Origin of the sequence: Pantoea sp. alder81 (assembly GCF_020179835.1) — a bacterium.
In the GTDB taxonomy this organism is placed as follows: domain Bacteria; phylum Pseudomonadota; class Gammaproteobacteria; order Enterobacterales; family Enterobacteriaceae; genus Pantoea.
The window spans coordinates 480,230-506,714 of sequence record NZ_JAIUDA010000001.1 but is presented as its reverse complement, the minus strand read 5'-3'; the positions used below and the strand labels follow the sequence as shown (position 1 = coordinate 506,714).

General features: G+C 54.5%; 27 protein-coding genes. 5 read left to right on the top strand and 22 right to left on the bottom strand.

Annotated features, from left to right (window positions below; translation table 11 throughout):
* Positions 1–12 precede the first annotated feature (12 nt).
* Positions 13–222 (top strand): hypothetical protein, encoded by a 210-nt coding sequence (locus LBW88_RS02425; protein ID WP_224929181.1) that lies wholly within the window; start codon positions 13–15, stop codon positions 220–222.
* A 93-nt stretch (positions 223–315) separates the two neighbouring features.
* On the top strand, positions 316–3,759 hold the full coding sequence (mfd, locus tag LBW88_RS02420) for a transcription-repair coupling factor (RefSeq protein ID WP_224929184.1): 3,444 nt from the start codon (positions 316–318) through the stop codon (positions 3,757–3,759).
* 157 nt (positions 3,760–3,916) lie between these two features.
* Here mfd and LBW88_RS02415 read toward each other — a convergent pair whose 3' ends face one another.
* The 8 genes from LBW88_RS02415 to hinT form a co-directional block, all read right to left on the bottom strand.
* Positions 3,917–4,459: a glycine zipper 2TM domain-containing protein gene (locus LBW88_RS02415; protein WP_224929186.1), complete on the bottom strand. Its 543-nt coding sequence runs from the start codon at positions 4,457–4,459 to the stop codon at positions 3,917–3,919.
* A gap of 296 nt (positions 4,460–4,755) precedes the next feature.
* The gene (locus LBW88_RS02410; protein WP_224929189.1) at positions 4,756–6,060 is read right to left on the bottom strand and encodes an NAD(P)/FAD-dependent oxidoreductase; all 1,305 of its coding nucleotides are present in this window, start codon (positions 6,058–6,060) and stop codon (positions 4,756–4,758) included.
* 213 nt (positions 6,061–6,273) lie between these two features.
* Complete coding sequence (gene ycfP, locus LBW88_RS02405; RefSeq protein ID WP_200571325.1) at positions 6,274–6,816, bottom strand: alpha/beta hydrolase YcfP; 543 nt, start codon at positions 6,814–6,816, stop codon at positions 6,274–6,276.
* 39 nt (positions 6,817–6,855) lie between these two features.
* Positions 6,856–7,899: a beta-N-acetylhexosaminidase gene (gene nagZ, locus LBW88_RS02400; RefSeq protein WP_224929192.1), complete on the bottom strand. Its 1,044-nt coding sequence runs from the start codon at positions 7,897–7,899 to the stop codon at positions 6,856–6,858.
* A gap of 15 nt (positions 7,900–7,914) precedes the next feature.
* A complete protein-coding gene (gene thiK / locus LBW88_RS02395; protein ID WP_224930287.1) occupies positions 7,915–8,730 on the bottom strand; it encodes a thiamine kinase in 816 nt (271 codons plus the stop codon).
* Positions 8,717–9,313, bottom strand: coding sequence for a penicillin-binding protein activator LpoB (gene lpoB / locus LBW88_RS02390; RefSeq protein ID WP_034822075.1), 597 nt, complete (start codon positions 9,311–9,313; stop codon positions 8,717–8,719). The genes thiK and lpoB overlap by 14 nt, the downstream gene beginning before the upstream one ends.
* Positions 9,314–9,323: 10 nt before the next feature.
* Positions 9,324–9,689, bottom strand: coding sequence for a YcfL family protein (locus tag LBW88_RS02385; RefSeq protein WP_166931791.1), 366 nt, complete (start codon positions 9,687–9,689; stop codon positions 9,324–9,326).
* Positions 9,690–9,707: 18 nt separating this feature from the next.
* Positions 9,708–10,058 carry a purine nucleoside phosphoramidase gene (hinT, locus tag LBW88_RS02380; RefSeq protein ID WP_224929195.1) on the bottom strand — a complete coding sequence of 117 codons (351 nt, stop codon included), beginning with the start codon at positions 10,056–10,058 and terminating at the stop codon, positions 9,708–9,710.
* A gap of 357 nt (positions 10,059–10,415) precedes the next feature.
* Here hinT and LBW88_RS02375 point away from each other — a divergent pair, with 357 nt between their 5' ends.
* Both LBW88_RS02375 and LBW88_RS02370 read left to right on the top strand, forming a co-directional pair.
* Positions 10,416–12,020: an MFS transporter gene (locus LBW88_RS02375; RefSeq protein ID WP_224929198.1), complete on the top strand. Its 1,605-nt coding sequence runs from the start codon at positions 10,416–10,418 to the stop codon at positions 12,018–12,020.
* Entirely contained in the window at positions 12,017–13,156 is a 1,140-nt protein-coding gene (locus LBW88_RS02370; protein WP_224929201.1) for a glycoside hydrolase family 105 protein, read from the top strand. Before LBW88_RS02375 ends, LBW88_RS02370 begins: the two co-directional genes overlap by 4 nt.
* A 361-nt stretch (positions 13,157–13,517) precedes the next feature.
* On the opposite strand, the gene ptsG is transcribed toward LBW88_RS02370, so the two are convergent.
* The 14 genes from ptsG to yceD form a co-directional block, all read right to left on the bottom strand.
* Positions 13,518–14,954: a PTS glucose transporter subunit IIBC gene (gene ptsG, locus LBW88_RS02365; RefSeq protein WP_224929204.1), complete on the bottom strand. Its 1,437-nt coding sequence runs from the start codon at positions 14,952–14,954 to the stop codon at positions 13,518–13,520.
* A 283-nt stretch (positions 14,955–15,237) separates the two neighbouring features.
* Complete coding sequence (locus LBW88_RS02360) at positions 15,238–16,029, bottom strand: metal-dependent hydrolase (RefSeq protein WP_224929207.1); 792 nt, start codon at positions 16,027–16,029, stop codon at positions 15,238–15,240.
* A 17-nt stretch (positions 16,030–16,046) separates the two neighbouring features.
* Positions 16,047–17,036, bottom strand: a complete 990-nt coding sequence (gene holB / locus LBW88_RS02355; RefSeq protein ID WP_224930290.1) for a DNA polymerase III subunit delta' — start codon at positions 17,034–17,036, stop codon at positions 16,047–16,049.
* Entirely contained in the window at positions 17,033–17,668 is a 636-nt protein-coding gene (gene tmk, locus LBW88_RS02350) for a dTMP kinase (RefSeq protein ID WP_224929211.1), read from the bottom strand. Before tmk ends, holB begins: the two co-directional genes overlap by 4 nt.
* Positions 17,658–18,677: an endolytic transglycosylase MltG gene (mltG, locus tag LBW88_RS02345; protein WP_224929214.1), complete on the bottom strand. Its 1,020-nt coding sequence runs from the start codon at positions 18,675–18,677 to the stop codon at positions 17,658–17,660. The genes tmk and mltG overlap by 11 nt, the downstream gene beginning before the upstream one ends.
* Entirely contained in the window at positions 18,674–19,486 is an 813-nt protein-coding gene (gene pabC / locus LBW88_RS02340) for an aminodeoxychorismate lyase (protein WP_224929217.1), read from the bottom strand. The genes mltG and pabC overlap by 4 nt, the downstream gene beginning before the upstream one ends.
* A 122-nt stretch (positions 19,487–19,608) precedes the next feature.
* Positions 19,609–20,850, bottom strand: coding sequence for a beta-ketoacyl-ACP synthase II (gene fabF / locus LBW88_RS02335; RefSeq protein ID WP_224929220.1), 1,242 nt, complete (start codon positions 20,848–20,850; stop codon positions 19,609–19,611).
* An 86-nt stretch (positions 20,851–20,936) separates the two neighbouring features.
* Positions 20,937–21,173, bottom strand: coding sequence for an acyl carrier protein (acpP, locus tag LBW88_RS02330; RefSeq protein ID WP_007885774.1), 237 nt, complete (start codon positions 21,171–21,173; stop codon positions 20,937–20,939).
* 153 nt (positions 21,174–21,326) lie between these two features.
* Positions 21,327–22,061, bottom strand: coding sequence for a 3-oxoacyl-ACP reductase FabG (fabG, locus tag LBW88_RS02325; RefSeq protein ID WP_100702799.1), 735 nt, complete (start codon positions 22,059–22,061; stop codon positions 21,327–21,329).
* Between the two features lie 10 nt (positions 22,062–22,071).
* On the bottom strand, positions 22,072–23,004 hold the full coding sequence (fabD, locus tag LBW88_RS02320; RefSeq protein ID WP_224929223.1) for an ACP S-malonyltransferase: 933 nt from the start codon (positions 23,002–23,004) through the stop codon (positions 22,072–22,074).
* A 16-nt stretch (positions 23,005–23,020) separates the two neighbouring features.
* Complete coding sequence (locus tag LBW88_RS02315; RefSeq protein WP_224929226.1) at positions 23,021–23,974, bottom strand: beta-ketoacyl-ACP synthase III; 954 nt, start codon at positions 23,972–23,974, stop codon at positions 23,021–23,023.
* Entirely contained in the window at positions 23,975–25,015 is a 1,041-nt protein-coding gene (gene plsX / locus LBW88_RS02310; protein ID WP_224929228.1) for a phosphate acyltransferase PlsX, read from the bottom strand.
* 27 nt (positions 25,016–25,042) lie between these two features.
* Positions 25,043–25,213, bottom strand: coding sequence for a 50S ribosomal protein L32 (gene rpmF, locus LBW88_RS02305; RefSeq protein ID WP_007885783.1), 171 nt, complete (start codon positions 25,211–25,213; stop codon positions 25,043–25,045).
* A 14-nt stretch (positions 25,214–25,227) separates the two neighbouring features.
* The gene (gene yceD / locus LBW88_RS02300; protein WP_224929231.1) at positions 25,228–25,749 is read right to left on the bottom strand and encodes a 23S rRNA accumulation protein YceD; all 522 of its coding nucleotides are present in this window, start codon (positions 25,747–25,749) and stop codon (positions 25,228–25,230) included.
* 143 nt (positions 25,750–25,892) lie between these two features.
* Here yceD and LBW88_RS02295 point away from each other — a divergent pair, with 143 nt between their 5' ends.
* Positions 25,893–26,474 carry a Maf family protein gene (locus LBW88_RS02295; RefSeq protein WP_224929234.1) on the top strand — a complete coding sequence of 194 codons (582 nt, stop codon included), beginning with the start codon at positions 25,893–25,895 and terminating at the stop codon, positions 26,472–26,474.
* The last annotated feature ends 11 nt before the right edge of the window (positions 26,475–26,485 follow it).

Below are 26,485 nucleotides of genomic sequence, written 5' to 3'. Positions count from 1 at the left end.
AGAGGTACCCATATGTTCAAATATCCCAAGGGCAGTATCGTTAAGCACAAATCGGGAGAAATTAGAGGCGAGATCGTCAACGTCTTTGAACAGGGAGATGCGCCAACCGGCTATTACGTGAAGTGGGACGACGGCAATCACAGCTATCATCTGGAAAAAGAGCTGTCGTGGGCCAACGTCGATCGCCCGCGTATGCACTACACACAGCAATCGAGTAAGTAACAAAACCGAGAAATAGCACCGCGACAGATGATCCTCAGGGCGGATTATGGAATGATGACGCCCTGGAATCCAAGGAGAGAATGTCGAGTCCTTATGTCGGAACAGAGTCGTTATACCCTGCCTGCGAAAGCGGGCGACCATCGTCAGCTCGGCGAACTAATTGGTGCCGCGCAGGCGGTTGAGTGCGCCAGTATCACTGAACGCCACCCGGGTCCGGTGCTGATGATTACGCCGGATATGCAATCTGCCCTGCGCCTGCAGGAGGAGATTCGCCAGTTCACCGATCTGCCGGTCACTAATCTCGCCGACTGGGAAACGCTGCCTTACGACAGCTTCTCGCCGCATCAGGACATTATCTCCGCCCGTCTTTCCACTCTCTATCAACTGCCCAATCTGACTCGCGGTATGCTGATTATGCCGGTCAACACGCTGATGCAGCGCGTCTGTCCGCACAGCTTCCTGCACGGCCATGCGTTGGTGATGAAGCAGGGGCAAAAGCTGTCGCGCGATGCTCTGCGCGATCAGCTGGAACAGGCCGGTTATCGCCATGTCGATCAGGTGATGGAACACGGCGAGTACGCCACGCGCGGCGCCCTGTTGGATCTGTTCCCGATGGGCAGCGATCAGCCCTATCGCATCGACTTCTTTGATGACGAAATTGATAGCCTGCGTCTGTTCGATGTGGACAGCCAGCGCACGCTGGAAGCCGTTGAGGCCATCAATCTGCTGCCTGCGCATGAATTCCCAACGGATAAGGCGGCAATTGAGCTTTTCCGCAGCCGCTGGCGCGAGCTGTTTGATGTGCGCCGCGAGCCGGAACACGTCTATCAGCAAGTGAGCAAAGGCACGTTACCTGCCGGGATCGAGTACTGGCAGCCGCTGTTCTTTGAGCAGGAGTTGCCCACGCTGTTCAGCTATCTGCCCGCCAACACGCTGGTGCTCAACAGTGGCGATCTGCACGGCAGCGCAGATCGCTTCTGGCAGGATGCTAACGCCCGTTTCGAAAATCGCCGCATCGATCCCATGCGTCCACTGCTGGAGCCCGCAACCTTGTGGCTGCGCCCGGATGCGTTGCTGGGTGAACTGAAAGCCTGGCCGCGCATGCAGCTCAGCAGCGAAACGCTGCCAGAAAAAGCCGCCAATACCAATCTCGGCTATCAACCGCTGCCGGAACTGACGGTGCAGGCACAGGCCAAAGCGCCACTCGATCTGCTGCGCCAGTTCATGGAGCAGTTTGATGGACAGATTATTTTCTCGGTGGAAAGTGAAGGTCGTCGTGAGAGCCTGCAGGAGCTGCTGGCGCGCATCAAACTGCGCCCACAGCCAATTGAGCGTTTTGAAGACGCCGCCAGACAGCCACACAGTTTAATGATCGGTGCCAGCGAACGCGGGTTCATTGATAGCGCAGGCCATCGTGCGCTGATTTGTGAAAGCGATCTGCTGGGCGAACGCGTGAGCCGTCGCCGCCAGGACAATCGCCGCACCATCAATCCCGATGTCTTGATTCGTAACCTTGCTGAACTGCATCCCGGTCAGCCGGTGGTGCATCTGGAACATGGCGTGGGCCGTTATATCGGCCTGACCACGCTGGAAGCCGGCGGCATTGTCGCGGAATACCTGATGCTCTCTTATGCGGGTGACGCTAAGCTGTATGTGCCGGTTTCGTCGCTGCACCTGATTAGCCGCTATGCGGGGGGCGCCGATGAAAATGCACCGCTGCACAAACTCGGCAGTGATGCCTGGTCACGCGCGCGCCAAAAAGCGGCGGAGAAAGTGCGTGATGTGGCGGCCGAACTGCTGGATATCTACGCCCAGCGTGCAGCCAAAACCGGCTTCGCCTTTAAGCACGATCGCGATCAATATCAGCTGTTCTGCGAAGGCTTCCCGTTTGAAACCACGCCGGATCAGGGCCAGGCCATCAATGCCGTGCTGAGCGATATGTGCCAGCCGCTGGCGATGGATCGTCTGGTGTGCGGTGATGTGGGCTTTGGTAAAACCGAAGTCGCGATGCGCGCCGCCTTCCTCGCGGTAGAGAACGCCAAACAAATCGCCGTGCTGGTGCCCACCACGCTGTTGGCACAACAGCATTACGACAACTTCCGCGACCGTTTCGCCAACTGGCCGGTACGCATTGAGATGCTGTCACGCTTCCGCAGCGCCAAAGAGCAGAGCCAGGTGCTGGAACAGGCGCGTGAAGGCAAAGTGGATATTTTGATTGGCACGCATAAGTTGCTGTCAAACGATCTGAAGTGGCATGACCTCGGCCTGCTGATTGTCGATGAAGAGCATCGCTTTGGCGTGCGTCACAAAGAGCGTATCAAAGCGATGCGCGCTGATGTCGATATCCTGACCCTCACCGCCACACCGATCCCACGTACGCTGAATATGGCGATGAGCGGCATGCGCGATCTGTCGATTATTGCCACACCACCCGCGCGACGTCTGGCGGTGAAAACCTTTGTGCGCGAATACGACAGCCTGGTGGTGCGCGAAGCGCTGCTGCGTGAAATCTTGCGTGGCGGTCAGGTTTACTACCTGTACAACGATGTCGAGAACATCGAAAAAGCCGCGCAGCGTCTGGCGGAGCTGGTGCCGGAAGCGCGCATCGCCATCGGTCACGGCCAGATGCGCGAGCGCGATCTGGAACGGGTGATGAATGACTTCCACCACCAGCGCTTTAACGTGCTGGTGTGTACCACCATCATCGAAACCGGTATTGATGTGCCGAGCGCCAACACCATTATTATTGAACGCGCCGATCACTTCGGTCTGGCACAGCTGCATCAGCTGCGTGGTCGCGTCGGGCGCTCGCATCATCAGGCTTATGCATGGCTATTAACGCCGCATCCCAAAGCGATGACCACGGATGCGCAGAAGCGTCTGGAAGCCATTGCCTCGCTGGAAGATTTGGGCGCCGGCTTTGCGCTGGCGACGCACGATCTTGAGATTCGCGGGGCCGGTGAGTTGCTGGGTGAAGATCAGAGCGGCCAGATGGAGACCATTGGCTTCACGCTGTATATGGAGCTGCTGGAAAACGCCGTCGATGCGCTGAAAGCGGGCCGCGAGCCGTCGCTGGAAGACCTCACCAGCAATCAAACCGAAATCGAGCTGCGCATGCCTGCCCTGCTGCCGGATGATTTCATCCCGGATGTGAACACGCGTTTGTCGTTGTATAAGCGTGTGGCGTCCGCGAGCGATGAACAAGAGCTGGCAGAATTGAAAGTTGAGATGATTGATCGCTTCGGCAAATTGCCAGATGCGGCACGCAACCTGCTGGATGTCGCTGGCCTGCGCCTGGTCGCGCGAGCACTTGGCGTGCGTAAAATCGAAGCCAGTGATAAAGGCGGATTCTTCGAGTTCGCGCCGCAAAATCAGGTCGATCCCGGCTGGCTGATTGGCCTGCTGCAGAAAGATCCCAAACAGTGGAAGCTGGATGGCCCAACGCGTCTCAAATTCACCCGTGAATTGGAAGATCGTAAAGTCCGTATGGAGTGGGTGCAGGGCTTTATTGCCGAACTGGCGAAGAACCGGATTTAAGCCGCGCTATCGTCACGGCATCATGGATTGCGCTGCGATCAGCACAGAATGGTTTCTGCTTAGCGCAATCCCTCCCGCCGTAACGATGTTTAAGCCATAAAAAAAGCGCCTTGCGGCGCTTTTTCCGTTACTGCTGCTGTGACGTGTCTTTGCCCAATCAGGCCTGATTCGAATTCAGGATCAGCTGACCATTACGGTCGAGTTGAATGCGGGTGCCAGGGTCATTTTCCATGCGGATTTTGCCCTGCTGGTCGCCTATTTTATAGGTCACATCATAACCCAGCATTTTTTCCTGTTTGTCATAAACGGTTTTGCAACGCTGCTCGTTGGTGGTGTAGGTATCACGATCCTGCATTGCACCCTGCACCTGATTACCACCGTAACCGCCCGCCAGCGCGCCCGCTACCGTTGCGACATCGCGCCCACGACCGCCACCAAACTGGTGACCGAGCACGCCGCCCGCCACTGCACCCAGTACTGAACCGGCGATGCGGTTCTCATCCTGTACCGGACGACGATGCGTTAACGTCACATTGCGACACTCCTGTCGCGGTTGTTTGATGCTCTCTTTGATCGGCGTAGCCGAGAGAACCTGTGCATACTGCGGGCCGCGATCAAAGACATCCATGCTGGCGACTGCGGCAACACCTAATGCTGCTGCCACGCCGATACCGATACCCGCTAACATTGATTTATTCACAGGAATGTCCTCCTGAATGTTGTTATCGCGCATTCCTGCCGCTACGAAATCCTGTGTAGCCGAGGCATAACCGGCGTGCGCGCCGCGCCGTGTTTGTGGATATAAGTTTTACAGATGGTCCGTAATTGCAACATCAGATTAATGGAGGAAACGCAGCGGAAACCCGTCAGGGCCAGTTTTTCGGAGAGTTCTGAGAGAAGCTGAAATACCGCCGTAACCTTAAGCTGAGCTGTCGTTTATCAGCGGGTTACGGCAGACGAAGCGGCATCGGGCGGCAGTTTGCCGCCCGCAAATCATCAGTGCAGCTTGAGGCGAGGACGCAGTACGCGGTTCAGGCTACCGACCAGCATCATCAGGCCGGTTTTGAAGTATCCATGGAGCGCAATCTGGTGCATACGATATAGAGAGATGTAGACAAAACGCGCAATGCGCCCTTCTACCATCATCGACCCACGCATCAGGTTACCCATCAGGCTGCCCACGGTTGTGAAGCGTGACAGAGACACCAGTGAACCGTGATCTTTATACACATAGGCTTTCAGTGGCTTGCCTTTGCGCTGCGCCAGAATGTTTTCCAGCGCGCGTGACGCCATCTGGTGTGCAGACTGCGCACGCGGTGGTACAAAGCCGCCGCCTGGCAACGCGCAGGACGCGCAGTCGCCAATCGCGTAGATGTCATCATCCAGCGTGGTTTGCAGCGTGTCTTTTACCACCAACTGATTGATGCGGTTGGTTTCCAGCCCGCCAATCTCTTTCATAAAGTCCGGTGCTTTGATACCCGCAGCCCACACCATCAGGTCGGCATTGATAAATTCGCCGCCTTTGGTATTCAGCCCTTCTTCTGTTGCGCTGGTGACCATGGTTTGCGTTAGCACACGCACACCCAGCTTGGTCAGTTCCTGATGGGCCGCTGCAGAAATGCGCGGAGGTAAGGCAGGCAGAATACGCTCACCGGCTTCCACCAGCGTCACGTTCAGTGATGAGCTATCAAGACCTTTGTAGCCATAGCTGTGCAGTTGCTTCACCGCATTATACAGCTCAGCCGACAATTCAACGCCGGTTGCGCCGCCGCCGACAATCGCAATGTTCACTTTTTCCAGGCTGCCTTCACTGGCTGAGAAGCGCAGGAAAAGATTCAGCATTTCATTGTGGAAACGACGGGCCTGATGCGGGTTATCCAGGAAGATGCAGTGATCTTTTACGCCCGGTGTACCAAAGTCATTGGAGGTACTGCCCAGCGCCATCACCAGACGGTCATAAGCCATCTCGCGCTGCGGCACCAGCAACTCACCGTTCGCATCGCGAATTTCCGCCAGCTCGATTGTTTTAGTTTCACGATTGATTTGCGTCAGCGATCCCAGCTGGAACTGGAAACCGTGATTACGCGCGTGCGCCAGATAGCTCAGCGCATCAATCCCTTCGTCCATCGAACCGGTGGCCACTTCATGTAGCAACGGCTTCCACAGATGGCTGTGGTTGCGATCGACGAGAATAATCTCGGCTTTCTTGCTCCGTCCCAGCTTATGACCGAGCTGTGTTGCCAGCTCTAAGCCGCCAGCACCACCGCCAATAATGACGATTTTTTCCATAGATGTAGTCAACAAAGACCCCCTCAAAGTTGTAAACCAATAGTTAATTAATGGTTACTAAAAACCTTAATAAACATAGGGTTGGCGACGTTTAAATCGCGAGCTGAGGGCAGAATATCACGGCGCTAACGACATATCATAAGAAAATTGATGTACATCAATCTTTCAACAGCATTATCAGAATGTTACACATTTTGTGCGCCGCATCACGCGGCGCGAGGTGGCTCATGCAAGGGATTTAAAGGCTTTGATGCGTTGTAAATGCGGCGAGATGTTCTTGAATTTATGGCTGGCCTGTTCGTCCCAAACAATTTCATAGAAGGGATGCAGCTGCGCCGCCGTACGCTGATTATCCAGCGCTTCGTCATGACGGGATAAAATGGTCAGGCAGCGGTCTCGGTTTTTCTCACGGAAATCACTGACGCACTTAGTGGCGATATCCAGATACTCTTCCGGGCGATCAATCTTGCCTTCCATGTTCTCAAACGGAAACAGGTTGGGGTTGAAGATCACCTGGCGCATACCGCAAAGAAAACCGATGCGCTCGGCCCAGTAACCTCCCAGCCCCACCCCGCAAATTAAGGGGTGCGCATCACCGCCCTGCTGCAGCAATTTATCGCACTCTTTCAGCAGAAACTGCATGTCATGTTTGGGATGCAGCGTGCTGTAACTGATCAGTCTGACGTCCGGGTCGATAAACTGCAGCTGCAGCACTTTTTCGTGGTTGCCCGGACTATTGGAATCAAAACCGTGCAGATAGATGATCATGATTATCCTCAGCGTGGAATGACATCCGGGCAGCGACGCTTATCTGCCCGACGCTTTATGCTCCAGCCAGCGATCCTGTAGCACGCTAAGCTGGTGATGATTCTGCTTCCAGCGTTCACTGGATTGCAGTGTCCCTCGGGTGTAGCGCCCCTGATGGTATAACTGTGTAACACGCTCCGCCTGGATCGGCGTCAAGTTATCCAGCACACTCACCGCACCGGCGCGCTGATTACACACCAGGATCATGTCGCAGCCCGCATTGAGCGACTGCTGCGCGCGCTCAGCATAACTGCCCATCACCGCCGCGCCCTCCATCGACAGATCGTCGGAGAAAATCACCCCGTTAAAACCGAGTTCTTTACGCAGCACGGTTTGCAGCCAATAAGGTGAGCCGCTGGCAGGTAACGGATCGATCTCAGTATAGATAACGTGCGCCGGCATCACGGCATCCAGCAGTTGCTCATCGATCAACTGCTTAAAAATCGCCATATCATGCTGGCGCAGCGTAGCGGCATCACGCGGGTCGCGCGGTGTCTCTTTGTGTGAATCAGCACTCACCGCACCGTGGCCGGGGAAATGCTTGCCGGTGGTTTTCATGCCCGCTTCGTGCATGCCGTTGATAAAACGGCGGGCGATTTGCAATGCAATCGCCGGATCTTCGTGGAATGAACGATCGCCAATCGCCGCGCTGATGTGGCCGATATCCAGCACCGGCGCAAAGCTGATGTCGATATCCATGGCGATCATTTCCGCGGCCATCTGCCAGCCCGCTTGCTGCGCCACTTCACCCGCCGTGGCGATATCATGCAAGGCCGCAAAAGATTGCATTGCCGGGAGTTTGGTAAAGCCATCACGGAAACGCTGCACCCGTCCGCCTTCCTGATCCACCGCGACCACTAAGCGATTACGCGAGGCGGCGCGAATCTGGCGCACCAGTTCTGCCAGCTGATCGACATCGTGGAAATTGCGGGCAAACAGAATCAGTCCGCCCACCAGCGGATGTTGCAGAATATCACGCTCTTCGGCGTCGAGTTCATAGCTTTCAACATCCAGCATCAGTGGGCCGGGGGTATTCATGGTCATGGTTACAATCCTGAGTTAAAGATCCTGCCAGCTGGCCTGCGCCAGCTGTTGCAAATGAGGGTCACCGCTCTGCTCAGCACGCAGCTGATACCAGCTCGCCATTAGCAGATGGAGCCACGGCTGCCAGCGCCGCATGTGGCGCTTGAGTATCGCTTCGTCAAGCTGGCTGCGCTGCGCGTAACCGGCAGTCCAGTCGCTTTGATGTTCTCCATCGACCGCGCATAATGCAGCGAGTTCCAGCGCCACATCGCCATCGGCAGCATATTCCCAGTCGATGAGACGCAATCCGTTTGGCGTGGCAATCACATTGCCGGCGTGAACATCCATATGGATGGGTACGAGGCGCAACGGCTGGGGTTCACCTTGTCTGATGAGGCGCTGCAGTTGATGCTGCCAGCGCCAGTGGCGTTGCTGACAAAGCTGCCAGTAGTGTTGCAATAGCGGCGTCAGTCGCAGTCGATAGCCCAGCAGCGGCTGCTGATGTAAACGATGCAGCAAGGCAAGCACCGCGTCGTGCTGTTGATTGAACTGCGCAGGTGTCAGCACCTCGCCGGGCAACCAGCTCTGTAAAAGCCAGGGATGGTGCCAGTCCAGCGGTGCCGGCCCGAGTTGCGCCGCACGCATTTTACGTAGTACCCGATATTCGCGCTGACGATCAACAAACGGGATCGGATGCGGCGGTGAACGGCGCGCCAGCAGCTCGCCCTGTTCGGTTTTCACCCGCACGCTGTTGCCACTTAATCCCGGCAGCGCGAAAAAATGACCGGCAGCTTGCGCCGTCGGCCATTGTTGCTGTATCCGTTGCTGCAGTTGCGGATCAGGGTTGAGCAATACCATTTCCTGACCAGATAATTTCACCGGTTTGCACCAGCATCAGCTGCATCTGTAACGTCGGCGCTTTGACATCGCCCTGCGCGCTGCTGTACAGCACATACTGCGCGTTGACGTTACGCGCCAGGCCAATGGCTTTACTGCGCGAGTTAAGGCTGTCATCGGCTGACAAGCCCAGCGTCTGTTTTGCCTGTGCCAGCTGTTCTGGCGTCACCAAAGTGAATTTGCCGTTGTTCGCCAGCGCATTCTGAATAGCGTCGGTGGCTTTATCACTCTGCAACGATCCGTTGGTGCTGTTCTTGATGCGATCCACCAGCAGTACGCTGCCTGGATTCACACCGGCAGACTGCACCATATTCCCGACTAATGGTTGCACGCTGGCATTCCAGTTAATGGTTTTCAGTTTTGGCGGCTGCGGCACCGTTTCTGGCGGCGGCACCGGCTGCACAGGTGGCTGCTCCGGTTGAGTTGGCGTCGTCGGCTGGGTCGGTTCAACCGGCGCTGGGGTTTGCTGTTTCACCACACAACCGGTGAGCATCAACGCAAATAACAGCGCGCTGGAACGTTTTACACTGCGAATCACAGGTTACTCCTCAGAGATAAAGATAGAGACGCACCTTACTGGCGGTCAGGTTACCGATTTGCGAGACAACTTCTGTGCTGCCATGCGCCGGGACGATTTGGGTCTGAGCCGGTTCTTCCGGGGTAATCTCCAGTCCCTTCTCGTCATACCAATAAAAACGATAATGCACGGTCACCGGCGTTTCCCGCTGATTATAGAGCACGCTTGAGGCACGCATCTGTCCATCACGGCTGGCCAGCGCAGGTTCGTCGGTGATGATGCCCGCAGAGAGCACGGAAGATTCCATCACCAGCGATTGCGACGTGTTGATCATCGGTTTGTCACTGCTGCACCCGACAAGGGTCAGCAACAGCAGGCCACTCAGCCATTGACGCATCACTAGGTCCGCCTGAGGTTAAATAGACAGCATCGGACCCAGTGGCTGACCGCCGACCAGGTGCATATGAATATGATAAACCTCCTGACCACCATGCTGATTACAGTTCATGATCAGACGATAGCCATCCTCGGCAATCCCTTCCGCTTTCGCGATTTTCGCCGCCACGGTAATCATACGGCCCAGCGCATGCTCGTGCGCTTCTTGCACGTCATTGGCTGTCGGGATCAATACATTAGGGATAATCAGAATATGCGTCGGCGCTTTAGGCGCAATATCGCGGAAGGCGGTGACCAGTTCGTCCTGATAAACCACGTCGGCGGGGATTTCGCGACGAATGATTTTACTGAAAATCGTTTCTTCAGCCATGGTGCATTTCCTTAAGCCTGAGTTCAGTCAGGCAGTATGCGTGAGGAATTCGATTCCTTTCAACCTCAGGACAGCTTTTCTTGTATTAAATGGCTGCCTTTGCGCCATTTATCGCCTTCGTCGCATCTGTGTGCGGCACCTCGCATTTCTCAACGCTCAATCAACACGAAAATGAAACGCTGTTTTATAAATTAGAGATATCACGCCAGTTTCTTTGTGTTTTTGCCACTCAACCGACAACCCTTGCCAAATCACGAAGGTTTGCCGTTGCGCGGCGCTCTACTTTCTATCCAATCCGGGCAAGCAGTACGGAGTAATGAGGGATGTGTCATCCGTCGATTTCAAGGAGAACCTGCCATGCAGTCTCGTAAGATTGGTCTGGGCCATTATCTGGCTTACGGTTCCGGGGATTTCCTCGGCGCTGGCACCACGGCGCTTACCGCCGCCTGGTTGCTCTATTTCTACACCACCTTCTGTGGGCTTTCGCCGATTGAAGCCACCTTTATTTTTGCCGCTGCACGCGTGCTGGATGCGGTCGTCAGCCCGCTGATGGGCTTTCTCACCGATAACTTCGGATCCACCTGGCTCGGCAAGCGCTTCGGTCGCCGCAAGTTCTTTATCCTGCTCGGTATCCCGTGTGTATTCAGTTACAGCCTGATGTGGATCGGTGACATGAGCTTTTGGTGGTATCTGCTGACCTATCTGCTGTTCGATATGGTCTACACCATGATTCTGGTGCCCTACGAAACGCTGGTGCCGGAGATGACCGATGACTTTAAACAAAAGACTCGCTTCTCCGGCGCGAGAATTGCGCTGGCGCAGCTCTCCTCGATTCTGGCTGCCTTCCTGCCTGGCATTTTGATTGGCTGGTTTGGCAAAGAGAATCCCATCTCCTTCTTCTATGCCAGCCTGGTGTTCTCGGTAATCTGTGCGCTGGTGCTGACGCTGGTGTGGCGCTTTACCTGGGAACGTGCACCAGAGGATTTTTCCGCCGAATCGCGCCGGGCAGAAGAGGAGAAGGCGCAACTCACGCTATTCCAAAGCCTGAAGCGCCTGTATATCGAACTGGCCTCGACGCTGCGCATCCGCATCTTCCGTCAGCATCTTGGCATGTATTTGGGCGGTTACATCGCTCAGGACGTATTTAATGCTGTGTTTACCTGGTATGTGGTGTTTGTGCTGATGCAGAGCGCGCAAATCGCATCCAATCTGATGGGAACGATGGCGGTGCTGCAATTTATTGCGGTGATGGCGATGATCCCGCTGTGCATTCGCATCGGACCCGCTCCGGCCTATCGCATGGTGGTGATGCTGTTTGGCCTCAGCGCCCTCTCCTACGCCGGACTGTGGTACAGCGGGATGAACGATAACTTCGCGCTGTTAGTGCTGATCTCTGCCTTCGCTGGATTAGGACGTGGCGGCATCAACTACGTGCCGTGGAATACCTACACCTATATCGCCGATGTCGATGAAGTGATCACCGGACAACGCCGCGAAGGCATCTTCGCCGGGATCATGACGTTGACGCGTAAAGCCTCGCAGGCCGGTGCCGTGATGATAGTTGGCATCATGTTGCAGCTGGCCGGTTTCACCTCCGGTAAAGCTGAACAGGTTCCTGCGGTGGGCCACACCATTCTGCTGATCCTCAGCGTCGGCACCGTCGGCGTACTGATCTGCGGCTTCATTGTGTCGCTGCGCTTCAAACTTAATCTGCATACCCACACCGTTCTGCGCGAAGAGACGCTGAAGATGCGTGAAGCAGGACGCGTGGTCCCGGAACGTATTACACCGCAGGCGCGCGCCATCGTCGAAACCCTGGCGGGGATGCCGTATGAAAACTTATGGGGCAATAACAATGTCGGTTACCTCAACCGCAATAAGCCCGCAGCGCCCGCGCTGACCACACAACGCGACTCGCTTCACCCTCTCCCTACCCTGATTAACGATAGGAATGAACCATGACTGTATTTCCTGTGAAACACAGCGCCTTGTTGCGCCAGCCTGAATACCTGTTGCCACGCAGTGAGTTAGTGCAGCTGATTCACAAACTCACTGACAATCTGGTGAATATCACCGACCACAGCGGCGAGTTTTTGCTGCGGCTGGACGATGGCCGCGTCATAGATACCAAAGGCTGGGCTGGCTGGGAATGGACGCACGGTATCGGGTTGTACGGCATGCTGCATTACACCCAGCAGACGGGCGATCAGGCAACCCTCAAGATTATCGATGACTGGTTTAGCGCACGCTTAGCAGAAGGCACACCGACAAAGAACGTGAACACCGTATGTCCGTTCCTGACGCTGGCTTATCGCTATGAAGAGACCGGTAACGCAGCATGGCGTCCGGTGCTGGAACGCTGGGCAGAATGGGTCATGTATGAAATGCCGCGCACCGAGCAAGGAGGTTTACAGCACATCGTTTACAACAACGAAAATACCCAGCAACTGTGGGACGACACCTTAATGATGAGCGTGATGGCGCTGGCGAAAATCGGCCAGTTACTCGACCGCCCCGAGTTTGTCGAAGAAGCCAGCTATCAGTTTCTGATCCACACCCAATACCTGATGGATCGTCAGACCGGTTTGTGGTTCCACGGCTGGACCTTCGATGGCCGACACAATTTTGCCAACGCCCGCTGGGCTCGCGGCAACAGTTGGCTGACCATTGTGATCCCTGATTTCCTCGAAATGATGAATTGGCCGGAACAACACGCCACACGTCGCTTCCTGCAGCAGGTGCTGACCAGCCAGGTGAAGGCGTTGGCCGCTTGCCAGCACAGCAGCGGTCTCTGGCATACCCTGCTCGACGATCCACAAAGCTACCCGGAAGCGTCTGCCACCGCAGGCTTCGCTTATGGGATTCTCAAAGCGGTGCGTAAGCGTTATTTGTCCGATGAATATCGCCCGATGGCGGAAAAAGCTCTGCGCGGCGTGATCGCGAATATTGATGAGGACGGAGAGTTAAAACAGGTATCGTTTGGCACCGCGATGGGCAGCGATCTGGAGTATTACCGCCAGGTGCCGCTCACTTCAATGCCCTATGGCCAGGCGATGGCGTTGTTGTGTCTGACAGAGTATTTGCGGGTTTATCTGTAATCGCATTCACGTTGAAGTGGGAGAAAGCGGTGGCAGACGTGCAAATCTTACTGATTCATGGACCTAAGGCACTGAAAAGTAGAATGACCACCCAATGCCGCCAACACCGATGCCCTAATATCTGGCGATAAGTCAGTACAGTCCAATGAAGAACGGGGTTTTTTCAATACCGCACCTAAGGTGAGGTGCGAGGAAGCGGCGGCAGAGGAGTAAAGCGTCCCGCGACAGGGATGTCGCGGGCCGAGCCCCAGGGATGGTTTATGGCGTCTTTACGATCTGCCGCCGCTTCATCGCACAGGCTCGGCCTCTGCCTTGACCTTGACCTTGACCTTAGCCTCAGACCAAGCTCAATCCCAATCCTTTACATATTACGAATATAATCATCCATCTCAGTTTTCAGGTTATCGGACTTGGTGCCGAAAATCGCCTGAACACCGGAACCGGCCACCACCACGCCACGTGCGCCGAGGTTTTTCAGTTCAGCTTGATTCACTTTCGCCACATCCGCGACGCTCACACGCAAACGCGTAATACAGGCATCAAGATTAGTGATGTTCTCTTTACCACCAAATGCGGTAACCAGCTTACCTGCCATCTCGCTACCCGTGGTGGCGCTGCTCTGCTCCATTGCGGTGTCCTCACGTCCAGGTGTTTTCAGATTCAATTTCACAATCAGCACACGGAAAACGGTGTAATAAATTAAGCCGTAAATAATACCGACAATCGGGAACAACCAAATCTTGCTGCTGTTACCACTCAATACCACAAAGTCGATCAAACCGTGTGAGAAGCTGGTGCCATCACGCATGCCCAGCAGAATACAGATTGGGAAGGCCAGACCCGCCAGAATTGCATGGATCACGTAGAGAATCGGTGCAACGAACATGAACGAAAACTCGATCGGTTCAGTGATACCGGTCAGGAACGAGGTCAGCGCGGCGGAAATCATGATACCGCCCACTTTGGCGCGGTTTTCCGGTTTAGCCGAGTGCCAGATAGCAATCGCAGCAGCAGGCAGACCGTACATTTTGAACAGGAAGCCGCCAGAAAGTTTACCTGCGGTTGGATCGCCCGCCATATAGCGCGGAATATCACCATGGAACACCTGACCTGCGGCGTTGGTGAACTCACCAATCTGCATCTGGAAAGGCACGTTCCAGATATGATGCAGACCAAACGGCACCAGCGCACGCTCAACCACACCGTAGATACCGAATGCCACGACCGGGTTCTGATAGGCTGCCCACTGAGAGAAATCCTGAATGGCCGAACCGATCGGTGGCCAGATAAAGGACAACACGATACCAGTGAAAATCGCAGTCAGGCCGGAGATGATCGGCACAAAGCGCTTACCCGCAAAGAAGCCGAGATACTCAGGCAACTTGATGCGGTAAAAACGGTTGAACATGTACGCGGCGATCGAGCCAGCTATGATGCCGCCGAGCACCCCGGTATCAGCAAGGTGTTTCGCCTCAATTTCTGCTGGCGGTAAATGCAATACCAGCGGAGCCACCACCGCCATGGTCTTCACCATGATGCCGTAAGCAACCACAGAAGCCAGTGCCGATACACCGTCGTTATTGGTAAAACCGAGCGCCACGCCAATCGCAAAGATCAGCGGCATATTGGCAAATACGGAACCACCCGCCTCCGCCATCACATGAGAAACCACAGCCGGCAACCAGCTGAAGTTAGCCGAACCAACACCTAACAAAATACCGGCAATCGGCAAAACCGATACCGGCAACATCAGCGATTTACCTACTTTTTGCAGGTTCGCAAATGCGTTCTTGAACATAGAAACTCCTGAGTATGAGTGCATATTTGCGCAGTGCGCTGGCAAAGGGGGAGGATCCTTCACCGGGGTGACGCTGAGCGTCTTTTGATTTATTACGAAGGGTAAAATAAATCGATATTTGTTACTTTGACGGCTATCACGTTTCGTTCATGACAAGTGCTTGCTTTCTGTTATTTTTGACTGACTTGCCTGGATAAACAGCAACAAATCACTGCCCGTGCGGCGTTAAACGCCACACAGGTCAATGATTATGGAATTATTACAGAGTTTAAAATAAAGCGGATTAGCCGCCGAGACGGCTCATCGGGACATGGAAAAGACGCGAGAAGTTTTCGGTGGTGGCCGCGGCCAGTGTTTCGATATCCACACCTTTCAGTACCGCCATATAATCCGCGACATCGCGCGTAAAGGCAGGCTGGTTTTCTTTGCCACGATGCGGGACCGGAGCCAGATACGGTGAGTCGGTCTCTACCAGCATGCGATCCAGCGGCACATAACGCGCGGCATCACGAATCTGCTCGGCATTGCGGAAGGTCAAAATGCCGGAGAAAGAGATATAAAAGCCCATATCCAGCAACTGCGCTGCAGTCTCTTTATCTTCAGTAAAGCAGTGCAACACGCCGCCGCACTTTTCCACCTGCTCTTCACGCAGAATCGCCAGCGTATCTTCACGCGCATCACGGGTGTGCACGATGATCGGCTTATTCAGCGCGATGCCGGTGCGGATGTGTTCACGGAACGAGGCTTGCTGCTGCGCTTTAGTTTCCTGCTGATAGAAGTAATCCAACCCGGTTTCACCCAGCGCAATCACCTGCTCTTCTGCTGCCAGGCGACGGAACTCTTCAACATCGTATGGCGCTTCCTGATTCAACGGATGCACGCCGCACGCCAGGGCGATGTTTTCCCTGTCTCCAACCAGCTGTTTGATTTTATAGTAATCGGGCAACGTAGTGGCAATCGCCAGCATAAATTTCACGTTACGCGCTGCGGCTTTGGCGATCACATCGTCCAGATCGCGGTGCTGCTTCTCATAATCCAGGCCATCAAGGTGGCAGTGCGAATCAACAATAAACATACTTCTCTCTTTTACGCTTAGCCGACCGCCGTGGGCGACATTAAGCGTCCCCAGGCTAACAGGCGATCGGTCAGGATAAGTTCACGGTTCAGTGCGGCGACATGCAGCAGTTGCTCACGACACTGCATCCACTGCTGGACGCTGGCGTTGAGCGCGTTACTGTTAAGCTGCTGAGCCAGCTGTGAAACGACCTCAGGATGATCGCCGTTGCTCAGCCAGTTGCTGGCGCCCTGCTGCACTTTCATTGCATCCACCAGCAGTGAAATCAGCCAGCTTAAGCGCTCTGCCACATCGTCGCTGTTCAGCGCGGGCAGCAGTTGCAGGACATCGCTGTTTAACACGCCAGGCAAAGTTTCACACAGCTTCTCACGTGCCTGCCAGCGCTCTGGTTGCAGCAGCGCCAAGGCTGCAGCAGGCGCGCCGTTGCTCAAGCGAAGAGCAGCACGCAGAACCGCCTCGGATTGCGGCGACTGTTTCTGCAGCCACTGCAAACTTGGCAGCTCTTCCGGTGGGGAAAGATGCCACGTCATGCAACGGCTGCGCAAGGTTGCCAGCAAACGTGACGGTTCACGAACGCTAAGGAAAAACCAGCAGTTGGCCGGAGGTTCTTCCAGCGTTTTCAGCAACGCATTGGCGGCGGCTTCAGTGAGCTGCGCCGCATCCGGCAACCAGACAATCTTCGCTCCGCCCTGCTGAGCAAAATGGTAGAGCTTCTCGGTCACGTCACGTACTGCATCAATACCCAGCGAAGACTTGCCCTTTTCTGCCTCCAGACGATACCAGTCAGGATGAGTCTGCGCCTGCATCAGATGACAGCCGTGGCAATGCCCGCAGCTTTTTAATCCTTCCGGATGTTGGCACATTAACCAGCGGCTCACACCCCACACCAATGCATCGTCACCCATGCCATTGATGGCCTGTATCAGCAAAGCATGATGAGCCTGTCCGCTTTGATGACGGGTGATGATCTGCCGATAGGGCTGATTCAGCCACGGATACCAGTTCATGCCGCCTGACCTGCCAGCCATTTCTGCAATGCTGACTTAAGTGACAATGTCACTTCTTCAATGTTTTGAGTGGCATCAATGGTTAAAATGGTGTCATCGGAGGCCGCCAGCGCCAGATAACGCTCGCGTGTGCGTTCAAAGAAACGCAGTGACTCCTGCTCAATGCGGTCGAGTTCCCCGCGAGCACGCGCGCGTTGCAGACCGATTTCAGGCGTGACATCCAGATAAAGGGTCAGGTCAGGACGGAAGTCGCCCAGTACTGCATCGCGCAGCGTGGTCATCAACTGCGCATCCAGACCACGACCACCACCCTGATAAGCCTGGGATGAGAGATCGTGACGATCGCCAATCACCCACGCGCCGCGCGCTAACGCGGGCTTAATCACGTTCTCAACCAGTTGCACACGGGCAGCATACAGCATCAGCAGCTCGGCTTTGTCAGTGACCTGTTCGCCATCAATCCCCTGCTTCACCAGCACGCGCAACTGTTCTGCGAGCGGCGTGCCGCCGGGCTCACGGGTAAACACCACATCTTCGATACCCTGCTCATGCAGCACCGCCACGATGGCATCACGCGCAGTGGTTTTGCCCGCGCCTTCAAGGCCTTCAATGACGATAAACTTACTTTTCATTTTTTTCCTTCATAGCCAGCCGATAGACCTGCACCGCTTTATTATGGCTGGCGAGATTGGTGGTAAAGGTGTGTCCACCTTTGCCATCCGCGACAAAGTAGAGATAGTTGGTTTTTTCCGGGTGCGCTGCCGCTTCCAGCGAGGCGCGACCTGGCATCGCAATAGGGCCAGGCGGCAAACCCGTAATGGTATAGGTATTGTAATCGGTCGGCGTTTCGAGGTCTTTACGCGTAATGGTGCCAGTATAGTTATCGCCCATACCGTAAATCACCGTAGGGTCGGTTTGCAGCTTCATGCCGGTGCGCAAGCGATTAATAAATACCGAAGCAACACGCGCGCGCTCTTCCGTCACGCCGGTCTCTTTTTCGATAATCGACGCCATGGTGACCAGATCCTGCTCTTTTTTATAAGGCAGATTATCCATTCGCCCCTGCCAGATCTCATCCACCAGTTTATTCATGCGCGTATGCGCGCGTTCCAGCAGCGAAACATCACTGGTGTTGGCGGTGTACAGATAGGTGTCGGGGTAGAATGCGCCCTCCAGCTGGTCCGCATCCATCTTCAGTGCAGTCGCTACCGTCGCAAACTGATCGTCAGTCAGCGTGTGTTTGAGGTAAGGTGCCTTACGCAGTTCGGCCAACCACTCCTTCAGGCGTGAACCCTCGACAAAACGCACCGGGAACTGTGCTTCTTTACCGCTGGCCAGCAGCTGCAGCAGCTGCCTTACCGTCATATTACTTTCCAGTCGGTAGGTTCCGGCTTTGAACTTTGCCAGCTCGGGCTCAAGTTTCAATAGCGGTCCAAACCAGATACTTTCAGGAATGATGTGCTGGCTTTCCAGCTGGGCTTCCAGCACGACCCGACCGCTGCCGGCGGGCAATGTGTAGATCGTTTCCTCATTAATGGTCAACGGTGTATCGGCGAAACGTTCAATCTGCCAATAACTAAATGCAGCCGCGAGGCCGGCAATCGCCACAGCGCTGGCGAGTATTTTTTTCATTCGGGTCATGATGCTTCCATCTTTTGGCAACTGGCATACAGCTGCTGGTACAGCGTGCGTGCGGTGAACGAAACATCGTCAATTTTCCGCACAGGTAAAACTGGCATCAGGGCGTTGCAGATCACCACTTCGTCGGCGCTAAGCACATCCTCCCTGCTTCCTTCAATTAACTGACAAGCCTGGCCTTCCGACGCCATCTGCGCCATCAGATAACGGCGCATAATGCCATCGACACCCGCTTGCTCAAGACGCGGCGTGAATACCTGATCGCCTTTGCGCCAGAATAAATTAGCCGCACAGCATTCCACCACCGCCCCTGCAGTGTCAAGCACCAGCGCTTCGTCAGCACCGGTGTGGTCGAGATGCTGACGAATCAGCACCTGCTCAAGGCGGTTGAGATGTTTGAGGCCGGCGAGCAGAGGATTGCGTGCCAGTCTCACGGGGCTGGTCACAAGCGTAGCGCCCTGCTGCTGCAAGGTTTTGTAATGTTGCGGCCACGGGGAAAGGGAAAGGATGCGCGTCGGCGTTGTGCAACCGGCTCGGCTATATCCCCGGCCACCGGCGCCAGGCGTCAGAATCACTTTTAAAACCGCCTCGGCTTGACCGTTGGCGGCATGCTGCATCTCCGCAGCCAACTGCGCCATATCCGGTAAGGGGATGTATAAACGTTCACAGCTTTCCTGCAACCGCTGCAAATGGGCATTTAACAGTTGTATCTTGCCAGCCACCACCGCAGCAGTGGTAAAACAGCCATCACCAAACTGCACCGCGCGATCGCGTGCAGAAAGTTCGATCTGCTCGACGCCGTTTATCCACATTCCGATCACCTCTGGCTACCCTGCCAGTCTGAATACCACTGACAGCGGTGAGAATCTATGCCACTGCGTGACAAAATATAAAAAAGGCCCGCATTGCGGGCCTCTGTTTGGCTGGGTAAGACTTATACCTTGCGGAAGATCAGCGAGCCGTTGGTGCCGCCAAATCCGAAGGAGTTACACAATGTGTACTCCAGCCCGCTCACCTGACGTGCCGTGTGAGGCACGAAGTCGAGGTCACAACCTTCATCTGGATTATCCAGGTTAATGGTTGGCGGAACCGCCTGGTCGCGCAGCGCCAGAATCGAATAGATCGCTTCTACCGCGCCCGCTGCACCCAGCAGATGCCCGGTCATGGATTTGGTAGAGCTGACCATCACACTGTGAGCCGCTGCACCAAATACCGACTTAACTGCCTGAGCTTCAGCTTTGTCACCGGCTGGCGTCGAAGTGCCATGCGCGTTAACGTAACCAATCTGCTCAACATTCAGTTGCGCATCACGCAGTGCATTCACCATCGCGGCGGCTGCACCTGAACCATCTTCCGGTGGAGACGTCATGTGGTAAGCATCGCTGCTCATGCCGAAACCAATGATTTCCGCATAAATTTTCGCACCGCGCTTTTTGGCATGCTCGTACTCTTCCAGCACCACAATGCCTGCACCATCGCCCAACACAAAACCATCACGATCTTTATCCCACGGACGGCTTGCCGCCTGAGGGTTATCGTTATTGGTAGAGAGCGCACGTGCTGCACCGAAACCACCGACACCCAGTGGGGTACTGGCTTTCTCTGCACCACCTGCCAGCATCACGTCAGCATCGTTATACGCAATGATACGTGCTGCATGGCCAATATTATGCACACCAGAAGTACAAGCAGTCGCAATCGAGATGCTCGGACCTTTCAGGCCATACATAATAGTCAGGTGACCTGCCACCATGTTAACAATGGTAGAAGGAACGAAGAACGGGCTGATTTTGCGCGGACCGCCGTTGACCAGTGAACTGTGGTTATCTTCAATCAAACCCAGTCCGCCGATGCCGGAACCGATAGCTGCGCCGATGCGACCGGCATTTTCGTCAGTTACGACCAGACCGGAGTCCGCCATAGCCTGAATACCGGCAACAATGCCGTATTGGATGAAGTCATCCATCTTGCGCTGATCTTTGCGCGAGATGAATTCATCGCAATTAAAATCTCTTACTAAGCCCGCAAAGCGCGTTGCGTAGGCACTAGTATCAAAATGGTCGATCAGGCTGATGCCGCTCTGACCGGCAAGGAGAGCACTCCAGGTAGACTCTACGGTATTGCCGACAGGAGACAACATGCCAAGACCAGTCACAACTACACGACGCTTAGACACGTACGTCCTCCAGGGAGGGAAAAAATAACGCTATGTGGGGCAAACATAAAACTCAGGCGGTCGAGGTGACCGCCTGAAGATATTCATTAGCCTTGGTGGCTATTGATGTAATCGATCGCTGCCTGAACGGTAGTGATTTTCTCAGCTTCTTCGTCTGGAATTTCAGTATCAAACTCTTCTTCCAGAGCCATTACCAGCTCAACGGTGTCAAGAGAATCTGCACCCAGGTCTTCAACGAAAGAAGCAGTGTTAATCACTTCGTCTTCTTTAACACCCAGCTGCTCAGCTACGATTTTCTTAACGCGTTGTTCGATATCGCTCATACTATTTAATTTCCTATCAAAACTCGCTTTCGCGATGGTTTTCGTAGTGTATAAAATGTTGAAAAAGATGCAACAAAATCCCGGCTGGTCGAACCACGATTTTGCGCTATTCTGCGGTGTTTACCGCAGATAATGCAAATGATTTCGTGATTATCAGACCATGTACATGCCGCCATTGACGTGGAGCGTCTCACCCGTGATGTAAGAGGCTTCGTCAGAGGCTAAGAATGCAACAGCATTGGCAATCTCCTGCGGGTCGCCTAAACGACCTGCCGGCACTTCTGCCAAAATGCCCGAGCGCTGATCTTCGTTCAGTGCACGCGTCATGTCCGTCTCAATAAAGCCCGGAGCTACGACGTTTACGGTAATGCCACGTGACGCAATTTCTCGCGCCAGTGATTTGCTAAAGCCAATCAAACCTGCTTTTGCTGCCGCATAGTTTGCCTGACCCGCGTTACCCATGGTTCCAACAACAGAACCGATGGTAATGATACGGCCCACGCGTTTTTTCATCATGGCACGCAATACCGCCTTAGAAAGACGGAAGACAGATGTCAGGTTGGTATCGAGGATATCCGCCCATTCATCGTCCTTCATGCGCATCAACAGATTGTCACGCGTAATGCCTGCATTATTGACTAAAATGTCCACTTCGCCAAATTCGGCGCGAACTTTCTCGAGCACGCTCTCAATAGAGGCGGCATCGGTAACGTTCAACAGCAGACCTTTGCCGTTATTGCCGAGGTAAGCACTGATTGCTTCCGCACCGCTTTCGCTGGTGGCAGTTCCCACCACTTTCGCACCGCGCGCAACCAGCGTTTCCGCGATTGCACGGCCAATGCCGCGGCTTGCGCCAGTAACCAGCGCTACTTTACCTTCAAAGCTCATGTTTTTCCTCTTATTCCTGTGTAAGCGCAGCAGAGAGTGAAGCAGAATCGTTCACGGCTGCAGCGGTCAGGCTATCCACAATACGTTTGGTCAGGCCGGTCAGGACTTTACCAGGACCGATCTCAAACAGCTGGCCAACGCCTTGGGTGGCAACAAATTCAACGGCTTCGGTCCAACGCACTGGGCTGTAAAGCTGGCGAACCAGTGCACTGCGGATCGCAGCAGCATCGGTTTCACACTTGACGTCAACATTATTGACAACAGGCACGGCAGGTGCGTTGAAAGTGATGCTTTCCAGTGCCACAGCCAGTTTATCTGCTGCCGGTTTCATCAAAGCACAGTGTGAAGGCACGCTCACAGGCAGTGGCAGTGCACGTTTGGCACCCGCTGCTTTACATGCTGCTCCAGCACGCTCCACCGCTTCTTTGTTACCCGCGATAACCACCTGGCCCGGCGAGTTAAAGTTGACGGGTGAAACCACCTGACCTTGCGCGCTCTCTTCACAGGCTTTACGGATTGATTCATCATCAAGTCCAATAATCGCCTGCATGGCGCCCGTACCTTCTGGTACCGCTTCCTGCATCAGTTTGCCGCGTAACTCGACTAACTTGATCGCATCAGCGAAGTTCAGTACGCCAGCACACACCAGCGCAGAATATTCACCGAGGCTATGGCCAGCCATCAGCGTAGGCTGCGGGCCATTTTTGCTCTGCCAGACGCGATAAATCGCGACGGAAGCCGCCAGCAACGCAGGTTGCGTCTGCCAGGTTTTATTCAGTTCTTCAGCTGGACCTTGTTGCACCAACTGCCATAAGTCGTATCCCAATGCATCAGAAGCTTCACGGAAAGTGGCTTCAACCTGCGGGTTTTCCACAGCCAGATCGGCCAGCATGCCGACGGTCTGTGAGCCCTGTCCTGGGAAAACAAAAGCAAATTGTGTCATCTGTCTTTCCTGTCAATCAAAAGCGAACCAGCGCAGAACCCCAGGTGAAACCACCACCAAAGGCTTCCAGCAAAATCAGTTGGCCAGGCTTGATACGGCCATCTCGCACCGCTTCATCCAGTGCGCTAGGAACCGATGCCGCCGACGTGTTGCCGTGACGGTCAAGGGTAACCACCACTTTATCCATGCCCATGCCGAGCTTTTTGGCGGTGGCACTGATAATGCGCAAGTTAGCCTGATGCGGCACCAGCCAGTCGAGCATCTCACGATCAAGATTATTGGCTTGCAGCGTTTCATCAACGATGTGCGCCAGTTCAGTGACTGCAACCTTAAACACTTCGTTACCGGCCATGGTGAGATAGGCAGGTTGATCCTGATGCTCGCGATCCTGATACGGCAGCGTCAACAGCTTGCTGTAACGTCCATCGGCATGCAGGTGAGTAGACAGGATACCTGGCTCTTCGCTCTGGCCGAGAACCACCGCACCCGCGCCATCGCCAAACAGAATGATGGTGCCACGATCGTTAGGATCCAGTGTGCGAGCTAAGACATCTGCACCGATCACCAGCGCGTGTTTCACCACACCGTTTTTAATGTACTGATCGGCCACGCTTAACGCATAGGTGAAGCCCGCACAAGCAGCAGCCAAATCGAAAGCCGCACAGTCGTCAATTTCCAGCATCTGCTGGATCATGCACGCTGAGCTTGGGAAGGCGTGGCTGGAAGAGGTGGTCGCCACGATAATCAGGCCAACATCGCTGGCCGCAACGCCTGCCATTTCCAGCGCGCGCTGAGCGGCGGTGAAGCCCATAGTGGCAACAGATTCATCCGGCGCAGCAATGCGACGCTCACGGATGCCGGTACGGCTGACAATCCACTCGTCCGAAGTCTCCACCATTTTTTCCAGATCCGCATTGGAGCGAACCTGCTCAGGCAAATAGCTGCCCGTACCGATAATTTTGGTAAACATCTACGCTTTGTCACTCCTGGCTAATACAGCGTCAAGGCGCGCCGCAATCCTCTCTGGGACTTGCCTGCGCACCGCCTGCTCTGCCTGCTCTATCGCCACGGCAAACGCACGTTGATTCGCCGCACCGTGGCTTTTGATCACTGTTCCGCGCAATCCTAACAGACAAGCGCCGTTGTACTGGTCGGGGTTGAGATGACCGAAACGTTTAGCCAGGCGCTTTTGCAACCAGCGCCCTACCCATTTCAGCCACCAGGCCCGTTTTTTTCCATCCTCTGACGACTTGAGCAGAGAAAGAAACATTCTTACCACGCCTTCCATGGTTTTAAGCGTGACGTTTCCCACGAAGCCATCACAAACCAGCACATCCGTCTTGCCGGTGAGGAGATCGTTCCCCTCAAGATAACCAATATAGTTGATTTGCGGCGTGTCTCGCAGCACCGCAGATGCTGTGCGAATCGTTTCCAGGCCCTTTGTCTCTTCCTGCCCAATGTTGAGCAGTGCGACACGCGGTCTGTCGATTTCCAGCACTTCCTCGGCCATGACAGCGCCCATGATGGCAAACTGCACCAGCATATCGCTATCCGATTCTACATTTGCGCCAAGATCCAGCACCACTGTTTTGCCCTGTTGTTGATGCGGCAACACCGTCATCAGCGCAGGTCGCTCAATACCTTCCAGCGGCTTCAACAACATTTTAGCCAAGCCCATTAACGCACCGGTATTACCGGCACTGACACAGGCTTGTGCTTGTCCCTCTTTCACCAACTCTAACGCCACGCGCATCGAGCTGCCGCGACTGTTTCGAATGGCTTGTGAAGGTTTAGCATCACTTGCAATAACCGATTCGGCAGGAATAACCTGCACACGCCCCAGTAATGAGGAATCCGCTTTGGCAAGAAATGACGAGATGATGTCGGGATCACCGACCAGAAGAAGAACCAGATGCGTATGAGAGGCCAGTGCCTGCAAGGATGCAGGCACTGTCACGCAGGGACCGAAATCCCCGCCCATGGCATCAACTGCCAGGGTCAAACGTGTCAAGGTATCGCCTTGCGTAACCGCAAAGAATTACTTGGTGATAACCTTGCGACCGCGGTAGTAACCATCCGCAGTGATATGGTGACGCAGATGAGTTTCACCAGAAACTTTATCTACTGACAGAGCTGCGGTGGTCAGCGCATCGTGCGAACGACGCATACCACGCTTAGAACGGGTTGGTTTATTCTGTTGTACGGCCATGGACCTTACTCCTATTACTTACGCTTTAAACTGGCTAATACGGCAAATGGATTCGGTTTTTCTGCCTCTGCAGGCAACTTACCAAATACCATGTCCGCGTCGGACACTTCACAGTGTTCAGAATCATGCACCGGAACTACAGGCAGCGCGAGGATGAGTTCATCTTCGATAACTGCCAGCAAGTCGATTTCGCCGAAATCATTGATATCAACTGGCTCGTAAGCTTCCGGCAGTGCCTCGGCCTGCTCATCAGAAGAGACAGGACTGAAGCAATAGCTTACGTGAACAGCATGAGGGAATGACTGGTTGCAGCGTTGACAAGACAATGTCACCTGCGCATCAGCTGTTCCTTGCAGAACGGCTAAGCGCTGGTTGTCAATCGCAAACGACATGGTGCATTCCACATCACTGTCCACACTCACGACCGTGTCGGCCAGGCGCGCCACCAATTCAGGTGCATACACACCTTGGTAATCAAGGCGCTTTTGCGCGGCGCGGGCCACATCGATCGTCAGGGGTAATTTTACCTTTTGCATAGGGCGCGCATATTAACTTTGTAACGTCATAGAGTCAAAGAAAAAGGCCGGTTTACAGCATCTTTCACCCGTTAGTCGCATCCAGTGCGGCGCATAGTTTAAAATGCCTGTCATCTTTACGCTATCAATTCTGAAAAAAAATCATGACACCGTTAATTCTAGCCTCCACTTCCCCGTTCCGTCAGGCATTGCTGAGCAAGCTTGGCCTGCCTTTTATCGCCGTTGCGCCTGATTGCGATGAAACGCCGCAACCGAATGAAACTGCTCCGCAGTTAGTGCAACGCTTAGCGCTGGCAAAAGCACAGGCGCTCGCCGCGCTGCACCCACAGAGCTGGATCATTGGTTCCGATCAGGTCTGTGTGCTCGACGGCACTATCACCGGAAAACCGCATACGGTGGAGAATGCTTGCCGGCAATTGGCTTCTGCCAGTGGCAAAGCGATCACGTTTTATACCGGGCTCGCACTGATTCAGCCGCAAACGGCACAACAACAGGTGATTTGCGAACCGTTCAATGTACATTTTCGGCACTTAAGTCCGGAAGAAATCCGTCACTATGTCGAAAAAGAGCAGCCGTTAAATTGTGCGGGCAGCTTTAAAAGCGAAGGCATGGGAATTTGCTTGTTTGAGCGGTTGGAGGGGCGCGATCCCAATACGTTGATTGGACTACCGCTGATGGCTTTAAATGAGATGCTGATAAAAGTGGGCATCAACGCATTGGGTTGATGCCCGCTGAA

Excerpts from the sequence above, each read along its gene's own strand:
- LBW88_RS02425 (WP_224929181.1), top strand. The coding sequence starts at position 13 with ATGTTCAAATATCCCAAGGGCAGTATCGTTAAGCACAAATCGGGAGAA.
- mfd (WP_224929184.1), top strand. The coding sequence starts at position 316 with ATGTCGGAACAGAGTCGTTATACCCTGCCTGCGAAAGCGGGCGACCAT.
- ycfP (WP_200571325.1), bottom strand. The coding sequence starts at position 6,816 with ATGATCATCTATCTGCACGGTTTTGATTCCAATAGTCCGGGCAACCAC.
- nagZ (WP_224929192.1), bottom strand. The coding sequence starts at position 7,899 with ATGACCATGAATACCCCCGGCCCACTGATGCTGGATGTTGAAAGCTAT.
- LBW88_RS02385 (WP_166931791.1), bottom strand. The coding sequence starts at position 9,689 with ATGCGTCAATGGCTGAGTGGCCTGCTGTTGCTGACCCTTGTCGGGTGC.
- hinT (WP_224929195.1), bottom strand. The coding sequence starts at position 10,058 with ATGGCTGAAGAAACGATTTTCAGTAAAATCATTCGTCGCGAAATCCCC.
- LBW88_RS02375 (WP_224929198.1), top strand. The coding sequence starts at position 10,416 with ATGCAGTCTCGTAAGATTGGTCTGGGCCATTATCTGGCTTACGGTTCC.
- LBW88_RS02370 (WP_224929201.1), top strand. The coding sequence starts at position 12,017 with ATGACTGTATTTCCTGTGAAACACAGCGCCTTGTTGCGCCAGCCTGAA.
- ptsG (WP_224929204.1), bottom strand. The coding sequence starts at position 14,954 with ATGTTCAAGAACGCATTTGCGAACCTGCAAAAAGTAGGTAAATCGCTG.
- LBW88_RS02360 (WP_224929207.1), bottom strand. The coding sequence starts at position 16,029 with ATGTTTATTGTTGATTCGCACTGCCACCTTGATGGCCTGGATTATGAG.
- holB (WP_224930290.1), bottom strand. The coding sequence starts at position 17,036 with ATGAACTGGTATCCGTGGCTGAATCAGCCCTATCGGCAGATCATCACC.
- tmk (WP_224929211.1), bottom strand. The coding sequence starts at position 17,668 with ATGAAAAGTAAGTTTATCGTCATTGAAGGCCTTGAAGGCGCGGGCAAA.
- mltG (WP_224929214.1), bottom strand. The coding sequence starts at position 18,677 with ATGACCCGAATGAAAAAAATACTCGCCAGCGCTGTGGCGATTGCCGGC.
- pabC (WP_224929217.1), bottom strand. The coding sequence starts at position 19,486 with ATGTGGATAAACGGCGTCGAGCAGATCGAACTTTCTGCACGCGATCGC.
- acpP (WP_007885774.1), bottom strand. The coding sequence starts at position 21,173 with ATGAGCGATATCGAACAACGCGTTAAGAAAATCGTAGCTGAGCAGCTG.
- fabG (WP_100702799.1), bottom strand. The coding sequence starts at position 22,061 with ATGAGCTTTGAAGGTAAAGTAGCGCTGGTTACTGGCGCAAGCCGCGGC.
- fabD (WP_224929223.1), bottom strand. The coding sequence starts at position 23,004 with ATGACACAATTTGCTTTTGTTTTCCCAGGACAGGGCTCACAGACCGTC.
- LBW88_RS02315 (WP_224929226.1), bottom strand. The coding sequence starts at position 23,974 with ATGTTTACCAAAATTATCGGTACGGGCAGCTATTTGCCTGAGCAGGTT.
- rpmF (WP_007885783.1), bottom strand. The coding sequence starts at position 25,213 with ATGGCCGTACAACAGAATAAACCAACCCGTTCTAAGCGTGGTATGCGT.
- yceD (WP_224929231.1), bottom strand. The coding sequence starts at position 25,749 with ATGCAAAAGGTAAAATTACCCCTGACGATCGATGTGGCCCGCGCCGCG.
- LBW88_RS02295 (WP_224929234.1), top strand. The coding sequence starts at position 25,893 with ATGACACCGTTAATTCTAGCCTCCACTTCCCCGTTCCGTCAGGCATTG.